Source organism: Streptomyces sp. KM273126, assembly GCF_004337435.2.
GTDB lineage: Bacteria > Actinomycetota > Actinomycetes > Streptomycetales > Streptomycetaceae > Streptomyces > Streptomyces acidicola.
The window spans coordinates 6,459,714-6,475,760 of the sequence record NZ_SJXB02000001.1 but is presented as its reverse complement, the minus strand read 5'-3'; the positions used below and the strand labels follow the sequence as shown (position 1 = coordinate 6,475,760).

Here is a 16,047-nt window from a genome sequence, read left to right as displayed (position 1 = left end):
GAGGTGAAACGCATGAGGTCGACTCCGGCCATCGGCCGCATCCCGGTACGGGGTGTCCGGCCGGCCGTCGAGTGCGGCAGACGCCCGGCGAAGGCCGTCGAGGGGGAGACCTTCCAGGTCTCGGCGACGGTGTTCCGTGAGGGTCATGACGCCGTCGCCGCCAATGTCGTCCTGAGGGACCCGAACGGCCGTACGGGCCCGTGGACGCCGATGCGTGAGCTGGCGCCCGGCACCGACCGCTGGGGCGCGGATGTCACGCCGCGTGAGGCCGGTCTGTGGACGTACCGCGTGGAGGCCTGGAGCGACCCGGTGACCACCTGGCGCCGAACCGCGGACATCAAGATTCCGGCCGGCATCGACACCGGCCTGGTACTCGAAGAAGGCGCCGAGCTGTACGAGCGGGCCGCCGCCCGAGTACCGAAGGGCGCGGCACGTGACGCGGTCCTGACCGCCGTGGACGTTCTGCGGGACGAGACGCGTCAGGCGGCTGTGCGTCTCGCGGGCGCGTTGACGCCCGAGGTCGATGAGGTCCTCGCGCGGCATCCGTTGCGGGAACTGGTCACCGCTTCGGAGGAGTTGACGCTGCTGGTGGAGCGGGAACGCGCCCTGTACGGGTCGTGGTACGAGTTCTTCCCGCGCTCCGAGGGCACGCCCGAGTGCCCGCACGGCACGTTCCGTACCGCCGCCCGGCGGCTGCCCGCGATCGCCGCCATGGGCTTCGACGTCGTCTACCTGCCCCCGATCCACCCCATCGGGCGCACCTTCCGCAAGGGCCGCAACAACACCCTCTCCCCCGAGCCCGGCGATGTCGGCGTGCCCTGGGCCATCGGCTCCCCCGAGGGCGGCCACGACACCGTCCACCCCGACCTGGGCACCCTCGACGACTTCGTCGACTTCGTGGAGGAGGCCCGGTCGCTGGGGATGGAGATCGCGCTGGACTTCGCCCTGCAGTGCTCCCCGGACCATCCCTGGGTGGACAAGCACCCCGAGTGGTTCCACCACCGCCCCGACGGCACCATCGCCCACGCCGAGAACCCGCCGAAGAAGTACCAGGACATCTACCCCATCGCCTTCGACGCCGACATGGACGGCCTGGTCACCGAGACGGTGCGCGTCCTGCGGCACTGGATGGCCCACGGGGTGCGGATCTTCCGCGTGGACAACCCCCACACCAAACCGGTCGTCTTCTGGGAACGCGTCATCGCCGACGTCAACCGCACCGACCCGGACGTGATCTTCCTGGCCGAGGCGTTCACCCGCCCCGCGATGATGCACACCCTGGCCCAGACCGGCTTCCAGCAGTCCTACACCTACTTCACCTGGCGCAACACCAAGCAGGAACTGACCGAGTACCTCACGGAACTGTCCGGGGACGCGGCCTCCTACATGCGGCCGAACTTCTTCGTCAACACCCCCGACATCCTCCACGCCTACCTCCAGCAGGGCGGCCGCCCCGCCTTCGAGGTACGCGCCGTACTGGCCGCCACACTGTCACCGGCCTGGGGCGTCTACAGCGGCTACGAACTGTGCGAGAACACCCCCCTCCGCCAGGGCAGCGAGGAATACCTCGACTCCGAGAAGTACCAACTCACGCCCCGCGACTGGGAAACCGCCGAACGCGAGGGACGCAGCATCGCACCCCTCATCACGTCCCTGAACCGCATCCGGCGACGCCACCCCGCCCTGCGCCGGCTCAGGAACCTGCGCTTCCACCGCACCGACAACGACGCCCTGATCGCGTACAGCAAGCGCACCGGCTCGGACACGGTCCTCGTGGTCACCAACCTCGACCCCCACCACACCCACGAGGCCACGGTCTCGTTGGACATGCCGCAACTCGGCCTGGACTGGCACGAGCCCATGCTGGTCCACGACGAGCTCACCGGCGAGATCCACCACTGGGGCAGAAACAACTACGTGCGCCTCGAACCCGGCCTGGCACCCGCACACGTCTTCCACGTGCGGCGGTCGTCATCGGCGCAGAGCGGAGGGTCAGGAACTCCATGACCGTGAACAAGCCAGTCCCGGACACTTTCGAGGACACTCCAGCCAAGGACCGGGACCCGGAGTGGTTCAAACGCGCCGTCTTCTACGAGGTCCTTGTCCGCTCCTTCCAGGACAGCAACGGCGACGGCGTCGGCGACCTCAAAGGACTGACCGCCAAACTCGACTACCTGCAATGGCTGGGCGTGGACTGCCTCTGGCTGCCCCCCTTCTTCAAATCCCCCCTCCGCGACGGCGGCTACGACGTCTCCGACTACACCGCCGTCCTCCCCGAATTCGGCGACCTCGCCGACTTCGTGGAATTCGTCGACGCCGCCCACCAACGCGGCATGCGCGTCATCATCGACTTCGTCATGAACCACACCAGCGACCAGCACCCCTGGTTCCAGGAATCAAGAAAAGACCCCACCGGACCCTACGGCGACTACTACGTATGGGCCGACGACGACAAACAGTTCCAGGACGCCCGCATCATCTTCGTCGACACCGAAGCCTCCAACTGGACCTTCGACCCCGTCCGCAAGCAGTACTACTGGCACCGCTTCTTCTCCCACCAACCCGACCTCAACTACGAAAACCCCGCCGTACAGCAGGAAATGCTCGCCGGACTCCGCTTCTGGCTGGACCTCGGCATCGACGGCTTCCGCCTCGACGCCGTCCCCTACCTCTACCAGGCAGAAGGCACCAACTGCGAAAACCTCCCAGCCACCCACGAATTCCTCAAACGAGTCCGCAAAGAAATCGACGCACACTACCCCGACACCGTCCTGCTCGCCGAAGCCAACCAATGGCCCGAAGACGTCGTCGACTACTTCGGCGACTACCAGACCGGCGGCGACGAATGCCACATGGCCTTCCACTTCCCCGTCATGCCCCGCATCTTCATGGCCGTCCGCCGCGAATCCCGCTACCCCGTCTCAGAAATCCTCGCCAAAACCCCCGCCATCCCCACCCACTGCCAATGGGGCATCTTCCTCCGCAACCACGACGAACTCACCCTCGAAATGGTCACCGACGAAGAACGCGACTACATGTGGGCCGAATACGCCAAAGACCCCCGCATGCGCGCCAACATCGGCATCCGCCGCCGCCTCGCCCCCCTCCTCGACAACGACCGCAACCAGATCGAACTCTTCACCGCCCTGCTCCTCTCCCTCCCCGGCAGCCCGATCCTCTACTACGGCGACGAAATCGGCATGGGCGACAACATCTGGCTCGGCGACCGCGACGCCGTCCGCACCCCCATGCAATGGACACCCGACCGCAACGCCGGCTTCTCCTCCTGCGACCCCGGCCGCCTCTACCTGCCCACCATCATGGACCCCGTCTACGGCTACCAGGTCACCAACGTCGAAGCCTCCATGTCCTCCCCCTCGTCACTGCTGCACTGGACCCGCCGCATGATCGAGATCCGCAAACAGAACCCCGCCTTCGGCCTCGGCTCCTACACCGAACTCCCCTCCACCAACCCCGCCGTCATCGCCTTCCTCCGCGAAGCCCCCGCCACCGACGACACCACCGACGACACCACCGACGACCTCGTCCTGTGCGTCCACAACTTCTCCCGCTTCGCCCAACCCACCGAACTCGACCTCAGCACCTACACCGGCCGCCACCCCGTCGAACTCATCGGAGGAGTCCGCTTCCCCGCCATCGGAGAACTCCCCTACCTCCTCACCCTCGCAGGCCACGGCTTCTACTGGTTCCGGCTCTCCCGAGTCGCTCCCCGCGCCCGCCAAGAAGTTTGAGCGAGCTCGCGAAAGGACGCGTCATCATGGCGAAGACCGAGACCGTTTCGCTCCTCCCGAGGGGCCCCGACCGCCTCCACCCGATGGCTTCGCTCAGCGGGTTGCTGCGGGAGTGGCTGCCCCGGCAGCGCTGGTTCGCGGGGAAGGACCGGCCGGTCACCGATGTGACGCTGCTGTCGATGACGGAGCTGTATCCGGGCTGTCTGCATCTGCTGGTCCACGCCGAGCACGCGGGGCCGCGCGCACCGGGTGACACCTCCCCCTCCGGCGACTGTTACCAACTGCTGCTGGGCGTACGCGAGTACCTGCCTCCCCGGCTCGCCGGTGCCTTCATCGGACGGGCGCAGGACGGTCCGCTGACGGGTCTGGCCGTGTACGACGCGTTCCATGACCCGCGCTCGGCGGCACTGCTCCTGGAGCGGCTGCGGCACCCGGGGACAGCGGGTCCGCTGGCCTTCGAGAGGGACCCGTCCGTGCCCCTGCCGGCCGCGCTCGCTCCGCGTCTGCTGGACGCGGAGCAGTCCAACTCCTCGATCGTCTACGGCGACGTGTTCATCCTGAAGGTGTTCCGCCGCATCCAGCCAGGCATCAACCCGGATCTGGAGGTGCCGGGGGCACTGGCCCGGCAGGGCTGCTCCCGTGTGCCCGCACCCGTGGCGTGGATCCGCACCACACGGCCGGACGCCACCCTCGGCGTGCTCCAGCCGTTCCTGCCCGGCGCGTCCGACGGCTGGGCCCTGGCGCTGCGCGCACTCGCCGAGGGCCGGGACTTCACGGCGGAGTCGTACGAGTTGGGGCAGGCCACGGCCGAGGTGCACCTGGCGCTGGCGACCTCCTTCCCCACCGACACCCGGAGCGAGAACGGGCCCCTCGCGGCCGCGATGGCCGAGCGGCTGGGCGAGGCCGCCCACTGTGTGCCCGCCCTCCAGCCGTACGTTCCCGGGCTGCGGACCGCCTTCGACACGTTCGGCGCCTGCGGTGCCGGTCGTACCGTGCAGCGGATCCACGGCGATCTGCACCTCGGTCAGGTGCTGCGGGCGGACCGTGAGTGGTTCGTCATCGACTTCGAGGGCGAACCGTCCCGCCCGCTCGCCGAACGCCGCAGCGCCCAGTCGCCGGTGCGCGACGTCGCCGGGATGCTCCGCTCCTTCGACTACGCGGCCCGCACACGGCGGCCGTGGCATCCCGAGTGGGCGGAACGCTGCCGCGAGGCCTACTGCGCGGGCTACGCGGACGGGGCGGGCTGGGACCCGCGGGCCGAGCCCCAGCTGTTGCGCGCCTACGAAACCGACCGAGCGGTGTACGAGGTCGTCTACGAGGCCCGGAACCGCCCCAGCTGGCTCCCTGTACCGATGGCGGCGATCCGTCGACTCGCCGCCCGAGGAGGCTGACATCGTGGCCCTGCGTGATCCCTCCCGCTCCCCACACGCCCAACGGGCCGAAGCCCTGCGGCCGGCCGGCAGGCCGAGCCCCGACCGCCGCAGGACGGCCGACAGGCACGGCTCCCCCGACCGCCGGGGGTCCACCGGCCGGTCCGACCCCGGCAGCCGGGGGCCGGCCGGGGCCGCTCCCCTGGACGAGGCCGACCGGGCGCGTCTGCTGTCGGGATCGCACCACGACCCGCACGCGCTGCTCGGCGCGCATCCCGGCCCGGACGGCGTGACGTTCCGGGCCCTGCGCCCGTTCGCGCACAAGGTGAGCGTCGTGGTCGACGGGTGTCACACACCGCTCGACAGCGAGGGTGACGGCCTGTTCTCCGCCGTCCTGCCGCTGGACACGGTCCCGGAGTACACGCTGCTGGTGTCGTACGATGACGCCGAGTACGAGGTCCACGACCCGTACCGCTTCCTGCCCGCGCTCGGTGAGTTCGACCTGCACCTCATCGGTGAGGGGCGGCACGAGGAACTGTGGAGGGCTCTGGGCGCGGAGCCGATGGTGCACCAGGGCGTGACCGGCACCCGCTTCACGGTGTGGGCACCGAACGCGCAGGGGGTCAGGGTCGCCGGGGACTTCACGTACTGGGACGGCACGGCGTTCCCGATGCGGTCGCTCGGCTCATCCGGGGTGTGGGAACTGTTCCTGCCCGGGATCGGCGAGGGCCGGCGGTACAAGTTCGAGATCACGACCCGGTACGGCGCCCGGTTCCTCAAGTCCGACCCGATGGCCCGGCGTACCGAGGCACCGCCGGCGACGGCGTCCGTCGTGACTGCGTCCCATCATGAGTGGAGCGACGCGGAGTGGATGACGCACCGGGCCGACCGCCCGGCCCATGAGGCGCCGTTCTCGGTGTACGAGGTCCACCTGCCCTCCTGGCGGCCCGGCCTGACGTACCGGGAGTTGGCGGAGCAACTGCCCGCGTACGTGAAGGACCTGGGCTTCACGCACGTGGAGCTGATGCCGGTCGCCGAGCACCCGTTCGGCGGCTCGTGGGGCTACCAGGTCACCGGCTACTACGCGCCCACGGCCCGGCTCGGCACCCCCGACGACTTCAAGTACCTCGTCGACCGGCTCCACCAGGCCGGCATCGGCGTGATCATGGACTGGGTGCCGGCGCACTTCCCGCGGGACGACTGGGCGCTGGCCCGGTTCGACGGCTACCCGCTGTACGAGCCCGGCGACACCCGCCGCGCCGAACACCCGGACTGGGGGACGTTCGAGTTCGACCTCGGGCGGACGGAGGTGCGGAACTTCCTGGTGGCCAACGCGGTGTACTGGTGCGAGGAGTTCCACATCGACGGGCTGCGCGTGGACGCGGTCGCCTCGATGCTGTACCTCGACTACTCGCGCGAGCCCGGGCAGTGGACGCCGAACGAGCACGGCGGGCGGGAGGACCTCGACGCGGTGCGGTTCCTGCAGGAGATGAACGCGACGCTGTACCGGCGGGTGCCGGGCGTGGTGACGATCGCGGAGGAGTCGACCGACTGGGGCGGGGTGACCTCGCCCACCGACCGGGGTGGTCTGGGGTTCGGGCTGAAGTGGAACATGGGCTGGATGCACGACTCGCTCGGCTACATGTCCAAGGACCCGGTGCACCGCAGGTACCACCACAACGAGATGACGTTCTCGATGGTGTACGCCTACAGCGAGAACTACGTACTCCCGATCTCCCACGACGAGGTCGTCCACGGCAAGGGATCACTGGTGTCGAAGATGCCGGGCGACTGGTGGCAGCAGCGTGCCAACCACCGCGCGTACCTCGGCTTCATGTGGGCCCACCCCGGCAAGCAACTGCTCTTCATGGGGCAGGAGTTCGCCCAGGGAGCGGAGTGGTCGGAAGGACACGGCCCGGACTGGTGGCTGCTGGACCCGGCATACGGGGCGGAGGCGGACCACCGGGGCGTACGGGACCTGGTCCGCGACCTCAACTCCGTCTACCGCGAGGCTCCGGCCCTGTGGGAACGGGACAGCGACCCCGGCGGGTTTCGGTGGGTGGCTGTGGATGCCGCCGAGGACAACGTGTTCGCGTTCCTGCGGTTCGCGGCGGACGGGGCGCCGCTGCTTTCGGTGTCGAACTTCTCGCCCGTGGTGCGGCACGACTACGGGCTCCGGGTGCCCGAGGGGTTCCCGGCCTGGGAGGAGGTGCTCAACACGGATGCCGCGCGTTATGGGGGCAGCGGTGTGCTCGGTCCCGGTCCGGTGCGGGTCGGTGCCGACGGTGCGTGTGCGCGGCTGACCGTGCCGCCGCTGGCTACGGTGTGGCTGCGGCCGGTGTAGGGGGCGATGTTCTCGCCCCCGCCGCACCTACCCGTCCCATCCCAGGGGCTCCGCCCCTTCGACCCCGCCGAGAGGGCTGCGCCCCCTGGAACCCCAGTCCGGGGCTGCGCCCCGGCCCAGTCCTTCGGGGCTCCGCCCCGGACCCCGTTCGGGGGCCAGCCCCCGGACCCCCGCTCCTCAAACGCCGGAGGGGCTGATTGCGAGCCAGTCCGTCGTTTTGAGGACGAGGCCGTCCCCTCAGGCCGGCCCCTGCTCGGCCTCCCGTTGCAGAAAGCTGCTGACCTGGCAGGCCAGGCCCTCTCCCGTCCCGTCCAGGGCGGAGTCACGGCCGAGAACGTCCCCGTGCGCTCCGATACCGCCCGCCCACAGATAGCGGTCGGCCCATTCCTCGTCCGTCCTCAGCTGGATCTGGATGTCCACACGTGCGAGGGAGGAATCGGCGGCCGCGGCATAGACGACGGCCGTGGCTCGCCGCAGGGGATAAAGATCGAAGCCTTCGATGAATTGCGAATTGCGCCAGTCGAGGAATGCGCTCTCGCCATCGGGCCCGGTCCGCACGTCGAACTGTCCGTCCTCCACATGGATACCGAAGGGCGTGCCGGCGCGGTTCTCCACCGTCACCCGGAACCGGAAATAGACGAGTCCTTCGGCGGCGTCGTCACGCCCCCGCGGAGGCTCCGCCCGCTCCACACCGTGGACGCGTACCCGCAGGCCCGCGTGCCCACCGTCGCACTCCTGCCAGTCCCCGATCACATTGGGCACGCGCACTCTCCACCTCCCGACCTCAGCGAAACGCTTCTTATCCACGCGCCGGACACACTGTCAAATGAGCCAGAGATCCCTTTGCCCGGGTAATTCCGCCGAGTGATCAGCGATCAAGCCGTGCCCAGCCACGATTCACGGCGCCAGGACTTCGGCCCCGCTTCCCCACGTGCCACACATCACACTCCGGAAGTAACCCCGGCAGCACCACGGCACTCCGTGCGCACACTGTTCCTGCGTGATCAGGTACGGAGAAACCGGTTGCTGGCAGACTGCACCGCATGGCTTCCATCGCTCCCGCACGCGCCCTGCTCCTGCTCACCACGGGACTGATCTGCCTCATGACCGCCACCGGGGCGATCGTCGGCGCCCTCCTCGGCGGCGCGTTCCTCGCGCTGATCGCGGCGACGAGCGCGGGGGCGGCCGGTCTCGTCGGCTCGGTCCTCGTCCGGAGGCGGGCGCTCACCGGTTTCGCCCTGGCACAGCGGGAGGCCGGACTGCGGGGATACGGGGAGGGGATCGCGCACGGGGTGCTGTTGCACATCAGCGTGTACGAGGCCGCCGTCTTCCCCCGGTCCGGACCTGTGGGCGTCACCCCTGAGGAGCGCCTCGCGCGGCGCACGATCGCCTACCGCATGGCGGCGCTGGAGGAGGTGCCCCGCAGGGTCAGGGAGGCCGCGGCCGACGCGCTCGCCGCGCTCGACGAGGCCGACCGCACACGCTCGGAGGAGACACTGGCCCAGCTCGCCGGCGTCGTGCGCCAGGAGTACGCCCGGCCCTGACGGTCGGCTCCTTGCCCATTCGCCCCACGGGCGGCAACCACATGCGCTACGTTTCGATCACTGCCAGTTCACCACCGGCGACACGCAGGAACGACACATGAAGGGCGCATGCAGACCATCCGGACCGCCGCCCCACCGGTCGCGCCCCTTCTGACGGGAGGGCTCGCCGACAGTCTCTTCGAGACAGCGAGCCGTGATCCCGGCCTCCCGCTGATCGCGCGCCGCCCCGACGGGGCCACCGACACATGGACCCAGGTCAGCGCGAGCGAGTTACGGGACGAAGTGACCGGTCTGGCCAAGGGGTTCGTCGCGAGCGGGATACAGCCGGGCAACCGGGTGGCCATCATGGCGCGCACCCGGTACGAGTGGACCGCGCTCAGCCTCGCCCTGTGGTCGGTGGGTGCCGAGGTCGTACCGATCTATCCGACGTCGTCGCGCGAGCAGGTGCGATGGATCCTCAGTGACGCGGACTGTGCCGGGGTCGTGGTCGAGGACGGGCAGGGGGCGATGACGGTCGGCTCGGTGTGCGCCGGGCTGCCCCGGCTGCGGCACGTCTGGCAGCTGGACGACGGAGGGCTGGAGCAGCTGGCCGAGCAGGGCTCGTCGGTGCCGGAGGCGACCGTCGACTCGTTGCGCCGGATCGTTCTGCCGGACTCGACCGCGGTCATCGCCTACACGTCCGGTACGAGCGGGCGTCCCCGGGGGTGCGCCCTGTCGCACCACGGTCTGGCGAGCCCCTGCGACACGCTGCTGGCCGGCTGGGCGCACACCACCGCGCCCGAGGGTGTCCAGCCCGCGGTTCTCGTCTTCCTGCCCTTCTCCCATGTGTACGGCCTGATGATCCAGGGCCTGTGTCTGCGGGGCGGGATGCTGATGGCGCACGAACCCGAGCTGCGGGAGGAGATTCTCGGCGACGATTTCCTGTCGTTCCGGCCGACGTTTCTCTACGGTGTCCCGTCCGTCTTCGAGAAGATCTACAAGAACTTCCTGATCCGCGCCCAGGAGGCGGGCCAGGGCGCTCTGTTCGAGCGTGCGGTGCGTACGGCTCGGGAGTACGCCCTGGCGGTCGAGCGGCACCGCCTGGAGCGGGGTCACGGCCCGGGAGTGGATCTGCGGCTGCGGCACGCCTTCTTCGAGAAGGCCGTGTACCGGAAACTGCGGGCCTCGCTGGGTGGCCGGGTGTGCGGGGCGGTGTCCGGCGGTTCTCCGCTGCATCGTGACCTCGCCCTTTTCTATGCGGGAATCGGAATTCTCGTCCACGACGGGTACGGGCTCACGGAGACCGGTGGCGGCATCACGGCACAGCCCGTGGGGCGGGAGAAGTCCGGCACCGTGGGGCGTCCGCTGCCGGGTGTGGACGTACGGGTCGCGGACGACGGGGAGATCCTGGTGCGCGGTCCGTCGGTGTTCCAGGGGTACGTCAACGACGAGCTCGGCACACGGACGGCTCTGCGCGACGGCTGGCTGGCCACCGGCGACATCGGGCGGCTCGACACCGAGGGCTATCTGTGGATCACGGGCCGCAGGAACGAAATCTTCGTCACCAACGGCGGGAAGATCGTCGCCCCGGCAGCGCTCGAGGAACTCCTGCGAGTGCATCCGCTGATCCAGCAGGCGGTGGTCGTCGGCGACAACCGGCCCTGCGTCGGGGTTCTGATCACGCTCGACCCCGACTTCGTGCGGCACTGGCGCCGGGGCCGGTTCGACCAGGGTGACGCGTCAGACCTGAGCGCGCGGGAGGAGAACGCCCTACGGGAGGAGGTGCAGCGCGCCATCGCCGCGGCCAACAGCAGGCTGTCACGCCCGGAGTCGATCCGGGTGTTCCGCATCCTGCCGGAGCCGTTCACCGTGGCGGGCGGACTGCTGACCCCGTCGATGAAGCTGCGCAGGGACGCCATCGCACAGCGGTACGAGGTCGAGATCGACGCCATGTACCAGTCGGCGCGCGCCGTCCGCAGGGGCCTTCCCGCGGTGGACACATCGATGAGCTGGGACGACGCGGACGACGTGTTCCGCCGCGTGCGGTGACGTTGCCGGGGCGCTACCGGAGAGGTGGCCGGCGTTGTTCTCGCGGCTGCGGGATGTGTCCGGATGCGCCGACGGGCCGCGGTGGCGCATTCTTGCTGTGTGGGTGGGCCTGTGTGGGTGGGCCGACGGCACGGGGACGAAGGCAGAGCGATGCATGGGAGCTCGGAGCGTGACGCACCGGCGCCCGGAAGGCCGCAGGCCGTGCTCATCGCTGCCGTGGTGGAGGCGATGCGTGCGCTGAGCGGCTGTGCGGGCGGCGTCTACCTGCGGTCGGGCGCGCCCGGACTGCTGCGGCTCGCCGTGCTCGCCGGAGTGCCCGGACTGCTGTTCCGCCCGTGGTGGCAGTTGCACGTGGACCGGCAGTTCCCCGCCGCCGACGCCTACAAGAGCGGCACTCACGTGGTGCTGCCCGACGCCACCGAGACGATGCGCCGTTACCCCCAGTTCGCGGCGGGCCTGCCGTTCCGGTTCGGGTCGGTGTACGTACCCGTGTCGGCGGGCTCGACGACGTACGGGGTGCTGACGGTGCTGCGGCCGGCGGCCCCGGACACCGCGGCCGTGCTGTCCGACGACGCCGTGGTCACCGGGATCGCGGACCGGCTGGGCGCCGGGCTGCGCTCGCTGGAGGTGGAGGGGGCCGAGATCGTCTGGGACGGGGATCCGCTGTGCGTGCGGCCCCCGGCCACAGGTTCGCCGGTCGGCCATGTCGGCCACTTCACCTGGGACGCGGCTGCCGGAACCGTCACGATGGACGACGCCCTGCGGGTGCTGGCGGGCTGCGCTCCTGAGGATCTCCCCGGGACCCCCGAGGCGTTCGCGGAGGCGGTGGCGCCCGACGACGCGCCGCTGGTGCTGGACGCCCTGCACGCCGTGGCCGCCGGACATCCGGCGGGCGGGCCGCTGAGGGTGCGGTCCGCGGACGGGGCGCTGCGCCTGCTGGAGTGCTGGATGCCCCAGGCGCCGCCCGTGGTGCGGGGGCTCGTCGTCGATCCGGGGCCGGGGCCCGCGGCGGACGGTGCAGCCGATCTGCTCCCGGACGGTGTGTTCGCGTTCGACCGGCTCGGCCTGATCACATACGTCAATCCGCGGGGTGCCGAGCTCCTCGGCCGGCCGAGGACGGAACTCGTCGGCCAGCCCCTGTCGCAGGCGGTGCCCTGGCTGCGGCGGCCGTCGTACGAGGACCATCTGCGCGGGGCGCTGCTGTCGCCTGACCCCGTGAACTTCCACGTCCGGCGTCCCCACCCGGTCGCTCCGGGGCCGGGGCGGCACGGGCACGACGGTGACTGGCTGACGCTCTCGGTGCATCCCGGCCCGGACCTCATGACGTGCCGGCTGGTTCCGCTGGGGCAGATCGCGGACGCCGCGGAGGCCGCCCCGGTGGACGAGGCACCACCGACGACGGCGGGGGTCGCCTCGATGGCACCGGTGTACCGGCCGATCTTCCTGGCCATCGCGCTGACCGAGGCTGTGACCGCCCAGCAGGTCTCCGAGGTCGTGATGCGCGAGCTGCTGCCCGCGTTCGGCGGTCGCCGGCTGGCCATCCACCTGCTGCACGAGCGGCACCTGTACCTGGCGTGGGAGACGGGCTACGCGCAGGGGTTCCTCTCCGAGTTCGAGGGGATGGGGCTGGACGCGCGGCTGCCGGCCGTGGATGCGCTCACCACCGGCAAGCCCCTGTTCTTCGAGTCGCTGGGGCAGCTGGAGGCCGTTTATCCCGGCATCCGGCTGGACGGCACCGAGGGCGCCCGGGCTTTCCTGCCGCTGATCGCGTCCGGGCGGCCGGTGGGCTCCTGCGTCCTCGGCTTCGACCGGCCGCGTGGCTTCAGCGGGCAGGAGCGCACGGTGCTCACGGCGCTGGCCGGGCTGATCGCCCAGGCACTGGAGAGGGCGCGGCGCTACGACACGGAGGCCACGATCGCGCGGGCGCTGCAGGAGGCACTGCTGCCGCGCCGGCTGTCGGCGCATCCGCGGCTGGAGACGGCAGGGTGCTATCTGCCGGGTACGCAGGGCATCGACGTCGGTGGTGACTGGTACGACGTGGTGGAGACCGGCGACGGGCTGGCCCTGGTCATCGGCGATGTGCAGGGCCGCGGGGTGCAGGCCGCGGCCACGATGGGCCAGCTGCGCAGTGCGGTACGGGCGTTCGCGGTCGGCGACCATCCGCCGGACGAGGTGATGCGCGGGACGAACCGGCTGCTCATCGATCTCGATCCGGGTCAGTTCGCCAGCTGTTGCTACATCCGGCTCGATCCGGTCACCGGAGTCGTCCGGGCCGCGCGCGCCGGACACCCGCAGCCCCTCCTGCGGCGCCCCGGTGGCCGTACCGACGTGCTGGACCTGCCCGGCGGTGTGGTGCTCGGCGTGGACCCGGAGGCCCGTTACCCGGTGACGGAGCTGTGTCTGGAACCGGGCGCCGTCCTGGCGCTGTACACCGACGGCCTCGTCGAGCGGCCGGGCAGGGACATCGACGAGGGCATCGAGGCGCTCCGTACGGCGCTGTCGCTCACGGCCGTGCCCGCCGAGAAACCGGACGGTGCCTCCCTGGGCGGAGTCGCCGAAGAGCTCACCGACGAGGCGCGCCACACCACCGACCGCCCCGACGACATCGCGCTCCTGCTCGCGACGCTCCACCAGGACGACGAGCGGCACCCGTAGGCCTGCCTGTGCGGCGGGTGAAGTCCACCCCCAGGTTGACGGGACGGGCGTCGAAGTGCGGAGATGCTCTGGGACACGGCACCGCGCCGTGCCCGGCCGGCACACGACCGTGAGGCGAGGGCAGGACACCGATGGCATTGCAGATCAGCGCCACGAACCCGGAGCACCCCGCGCTGCTGCTGGACCTGCCGTGGCACCTGCCCCTGGAGGAGTGGCCCGAGAACCGTCTCGTGCCGTTGCCGCGCGGTATCTCGCGGCACGTGGTGCGCTACGCCCGAGCCGGCTCGGAGGTCGTGGCCGTGAAGGAGCTCGCCGAGCGGCCCGCGGTGCGGGAGTTCGAGCTGCTGCGGGACCTGGACCGGCTGGGCATCCCCGCGGTGGACGCGCTGGCCGTCGTCACGGGCCGCACCGACGCGGAAGGTGACGACCTGGAGCCCGTACTGATCACGCGTCACCTGCGTGGCTCGATGCCGTACCGGTCGCTGTTCGAGACGACGATGCGGCCCGCGACCATGCACCGCCTCATGGACGCGCTGGCCGTGCTGCTGGTGCGGCTGCACCTGGCCGGGTTCGCGTGGGGGGACTGCTCGCTGTCCAACACCCTGTTCCGGCGGGACGCCGGTGCCTACGCCGCGTACCTGGTCGACGCCGAGACCGGCGAGCTGCATCCGAGGCTCAGCGACGGGCAGCGCGACTACGACCTCGACCTGGCGCGGGTGAACATCAGCGGGGAACTGCTCGACCTGGAGGCGTCGGGGGCGCTGCACCCGTCCGTGGACCCCATCGAGTTCGGTACGGAGATCTGCGCGCGGTACCAGGGCCTGTGGGGTGAGCTGACCCGCACGACGGTGTACCCGGCGGGCAAGCACCACTACATCGAGCACCGCATACGCCGTCTCAACGAGCTCGGTTTCGACGTGGCCGAGATGCAGATCACCCACTCGTCCAACGGGGACAGCGTCACGTTCGTGCCGAAGGTCGTCGACGCCGGTCACCACCAGCGGCAGCTGCTGCGGCTGACCGGCCTCGACACCGAGGAGAACCAGGCGCGCAGACTGCTCACGGACCTGGAGAGCTGGGTGGCCACCCAGGACGACTATGCGCCCGGCGATCCCCTCGCGGCCCGCCCGGAGGTGCTGGCCCACCGCTGGGTCCGCGACGTGTTCCGGCCGACCGTGCGAGGGATACCGCTACAGCTGCGCGGTTCCATGGACCCGGCCGAGCTGTACCACGAGTTGCTGGAACACCGCTGGTACCTGTCGGAGCGGGCCCAGCACGACATCGGTCTGGACACGGCCGTGAAGGACTACATCGAGAACGTCCTCCCCAAGGTCCGTGCGACGCTCCCCGAGGCCGCCGTGGCCGGGGCGGTTCAGGAGGGCGGTACGACGGCCACCGGGCAGGGCGCGTGATGCACGAGGGCGTGGGCGACCGAACCGATGCGTGAGCCGACCGCGCGGCGGTGGGCGCGCCGTCCGGCCACCATCAGCTGGGCCCGCCCGGCCACCGACAGCAGGACCTGGGCCGCGCTGCCGATCTCCACGTGCTCGGTCACGGGCACATCGGGGAACCGTTCGCGCCAGGGCCGCAGTGCCTCGCCGAGCGCCTCCTTCTCGTACGGCTCCAGACCCCCGGCCTGGTCCGCGAGCCTCAGCGAGCCGGGGCTGTAGGCGAACACCGGGGGCAGGTTCCAGGCCCGTACGGCGCGTAGTCCGGCGCCGCGGGCGGCGGCCGTCTCGAAGGCGAAGCCGAGGGCGGCGGAGCTGTCGTCGGGGCCGCCGTGCTGGCCGACGACGATCTCCCGGCCGCCCGCCTCGGCCTCGGGGTGGTCGTCGGAGCGGACGAGGACGACGGGCCGCTCGGCCTCGGCGAGGACCTGCTGGCCGACGGACCCGAGCAGGAAGCCGACGATCGCACCGTGCCCGCGCGTGCCCAGCACCAGCGTCTCGGCCTCCGCCGCCGCGGCCACCAGTGACTCGACCGCTCCCCCGTCGAGGATCTCGGCGGTCACGGTCAGGCCCGGGTGCCGTTCGGTGGCGGTCCGCCCGGCCTCCCGCACCAGGTCGCGGGCCCAGCCCGCCTGGGTGTCCTGGTCCGCGGCGACGGCGACGTCGGTCGGCTGCCACTGCCAGGCGTGCACGATCCGCAGGGGCAGGCCGCGGCGGACGGCCTCCCGTCCCGCCCAGGCCGCGGCGGCCCTGCTCTCGGGTGTTCCGTCCACTCCCACGGTGATCGGGCGGATCATTCGGCAGTCTCTCCCTCGACGGGTCGCTTGTCGTGCGCCTTCCTACGGGGCGTTCCTTCCCCGGCCCCCTGGGCGCATCCCCCTTCCGAAGCGAAAACGGGACGACCGA

At 70.8% G+C, this 16,047-nt stretch carries 10 protein-coding genes; 8 read left to right on the top strand and 2 right to left on the bottom strand.

Annotation, left to right across the window (positions count from 1 at the left end; genetic code table 11):
- Nucleotides 1–12: 12 nt before the first annotated feature.
- The 4 genes from E0500_RS27700 (at nt 13) to glgB (ending at nt 7,466) form a co-directional block, all read left to right on the top strand.
- Nucleotides 13–2,007, top strand: a complete 1,995-nt coding sequence (locus E0500_RS27700; RefSeq protein WP_181587153.1) for an alpha-1,4-glucan--maltose-1-phosphate maltosyltransferase — start codon at nt 13–15, stop codon at nt 2,005–2,007.
- On the top strand, nt 2,004–3,752 hold the full coding sequence (gene treS, locus E0500_RS27695; protein ID WP_181587152.1) for a maltose alpha-D-glucosyltransferase: 1,749 nt from the start codon (nt 2,004–2,006) through the stop codon (nt 3,750–3,752). Before E0500_RS27700 ends, treS begins: the two co-directional genes overlap by 4 nt.
- Before the next feature lie 26 nt (nt 3,753–3,778).
- Nucleotides 3,779–5,143 carry a maltokinase N-terminal cap-like domain-containing protein gene (locus E0500_RS27690; RefSeq protein ID WP_131572246.1) on the top strand — a complete coding sequence of 455 codons (1,365 nt, stop codon included), beginning with the start codon at nt 3,779–3,781 and terminating at the stop codon, nt 5,141–5,143.
- A 181-nt stretch (nt 5,144–5,324) separates the two neighbouring features.
- The gene (gene glgB / locus E0500_RS27685) at nt 5,325–7,466 is read left to right on the top strand and encodes a 1,4-alpha-glucan branching enzyme (protein WP_258573523.1); all 2,142 of its coding nucleotides are present in this window, start codon (nt 5,325–5,327) and stop codon (nt 7,464–7,466) included.
- A 237-nt stretch (nt 7,467–7,703) separates the two neighbouring features.
- Here glgB and E0500_RS27680 read toward each other — a convergent pair whose 3' ends face one another.
- A complete protein-coding gene (locus E0500_RS27680) occupies nt 7,704–8,234 on the bottom strand; it encodes a hypothetical protein (protein WP_131567803.1) in 531 nt (176 codons plus the stop codon).
- Between the two features lie 275 nt (nt 8,235–8,509).
- Here E0500_RS27680 and E0500_RS27675 point away from each other — a divergent pair, with 275 nt between their 5' ends.
- The 4 genes from E0500_RS27675 (at nt 8,510) to E0500_RS27660 (ending at nt 15,105) form a co-directional block, all read left to right on the top strand.
- Entirely contained in the window at nt 8,510–9,010 is a 501-nt protein-coding gene (locus tag E0500_RS27675) for a hypothetical protein (RefSeq protein WP_131567805.1), read from the top strand.
- A gap of 108 nt (nt 9,011–9,118) precedes the next feature.
- Nucleotides 9,119–11,038: a long-chain fatty acid--CoA ligase gene (locus E0500_RS27670; protein WP_131567807.1), complete on the top strand. Its 1,920-nt coding sequence runs from the start codon at nt 9,119–9,121 to the stop codon at nt 11,036–11,038.
- Between the two features lie 150 nt (nt 11,039–11,188).
- Nucleotides 11,189–13,693 (top strand): SpoIIE family protein phosphatase, encoded by a 2,505-nt coding sequence (locus E0500_RS27665; RefSeq protein WP_131567809.1) that lies wholly within the window; start codon nt 11,189–11,191, stop codon nt 13,691–13,693.
- A gap of 131 nt (nt 13,694–13,824) precedes the next feature.
- A complete protein-coding gene (locus E0500_RS27660; RefSeq protein WP_258572955.1) occupies nt 13,825–15,105 on the top strand; it encodes a DUF4032 domain-containing protein in 1,281 nt (426 codons plus the stop codon).
- On the opposite strand, the gene E0500_RS27655 is transcribed toward E0500_RS27660, so the two are convergent.
- Nucleotides 15,066–15,938: a universal stress protein gene (locus E0500_RS27655; RefSeq protein WP_131567811.1), complete on the bottom strand. Its 873-nt coding sequence runs from the start codon at nt 15,936–15,938 to the stop codon at nt 15,066–15,068. The two genes, E0500_RS27660 and E0500_RS27655, sit on opposite strands and share 40 nt — an antisense overlap.
- Between the last annotated feature and the right edge of the window lie 109 nt (nt 15,939–16,047).

Coding starts and splice junctions, on each gene's coding strand:
- E0500_RS27675 (WP_131567805.1), top strand. CDS start 8,510: ATGGCTTCCATCGCTCCCGCACGCGCCCTGCTCCTGCTCACCACGGGA.
- E0500_RS27665 (WP_131567809.1), top strand. CDS start 11,189: ATGCATGGGAGCTCGGAGCGTGACGCACCGGCGCCCGGAAGGCCGCAG.
- E0500_RS27660 (WP_258572955.1), top strand. CDS start 13,825: ATGGCATTGCAGATCAGCGCCACGAACCCGGAGCACCCCGCGCTGCTG.
- treS (WP_181587152.1), top strand. CDS start 2,004: ATGACCGTGAACAAGCCAGTCCCGGACACTTTCGAGGACACTCCAGCC.
- E0500_RS27690 (WP_131572246.1), top strand. CDS start 3,779: ATGGCGAAGACCGAGACCGTTTCGCTCCTCCCGAGGGGCCCCGACCGC.
- E0500_RS27655 (WP_131567811.1), bottom strand. CDS start 15,938: ATGATCCGCCCGATCACCGTGGGAGTGGACGGAACACCCGAGAGCAGG.
- E0500_RS27700 (WP_181587153.1), top strand. CDS start 13: ATGAGGTCGACTCCGGCCATCGGCCGCATCCCGGTACGGGGTGTCCGG.
- E0500_RS27670 (WP_131567807.1), top strand. CDS start 9,119: ATGCAGACCATCCGGACCGCCGCCCCACCGGTCGCGCCCCTTCTGACG.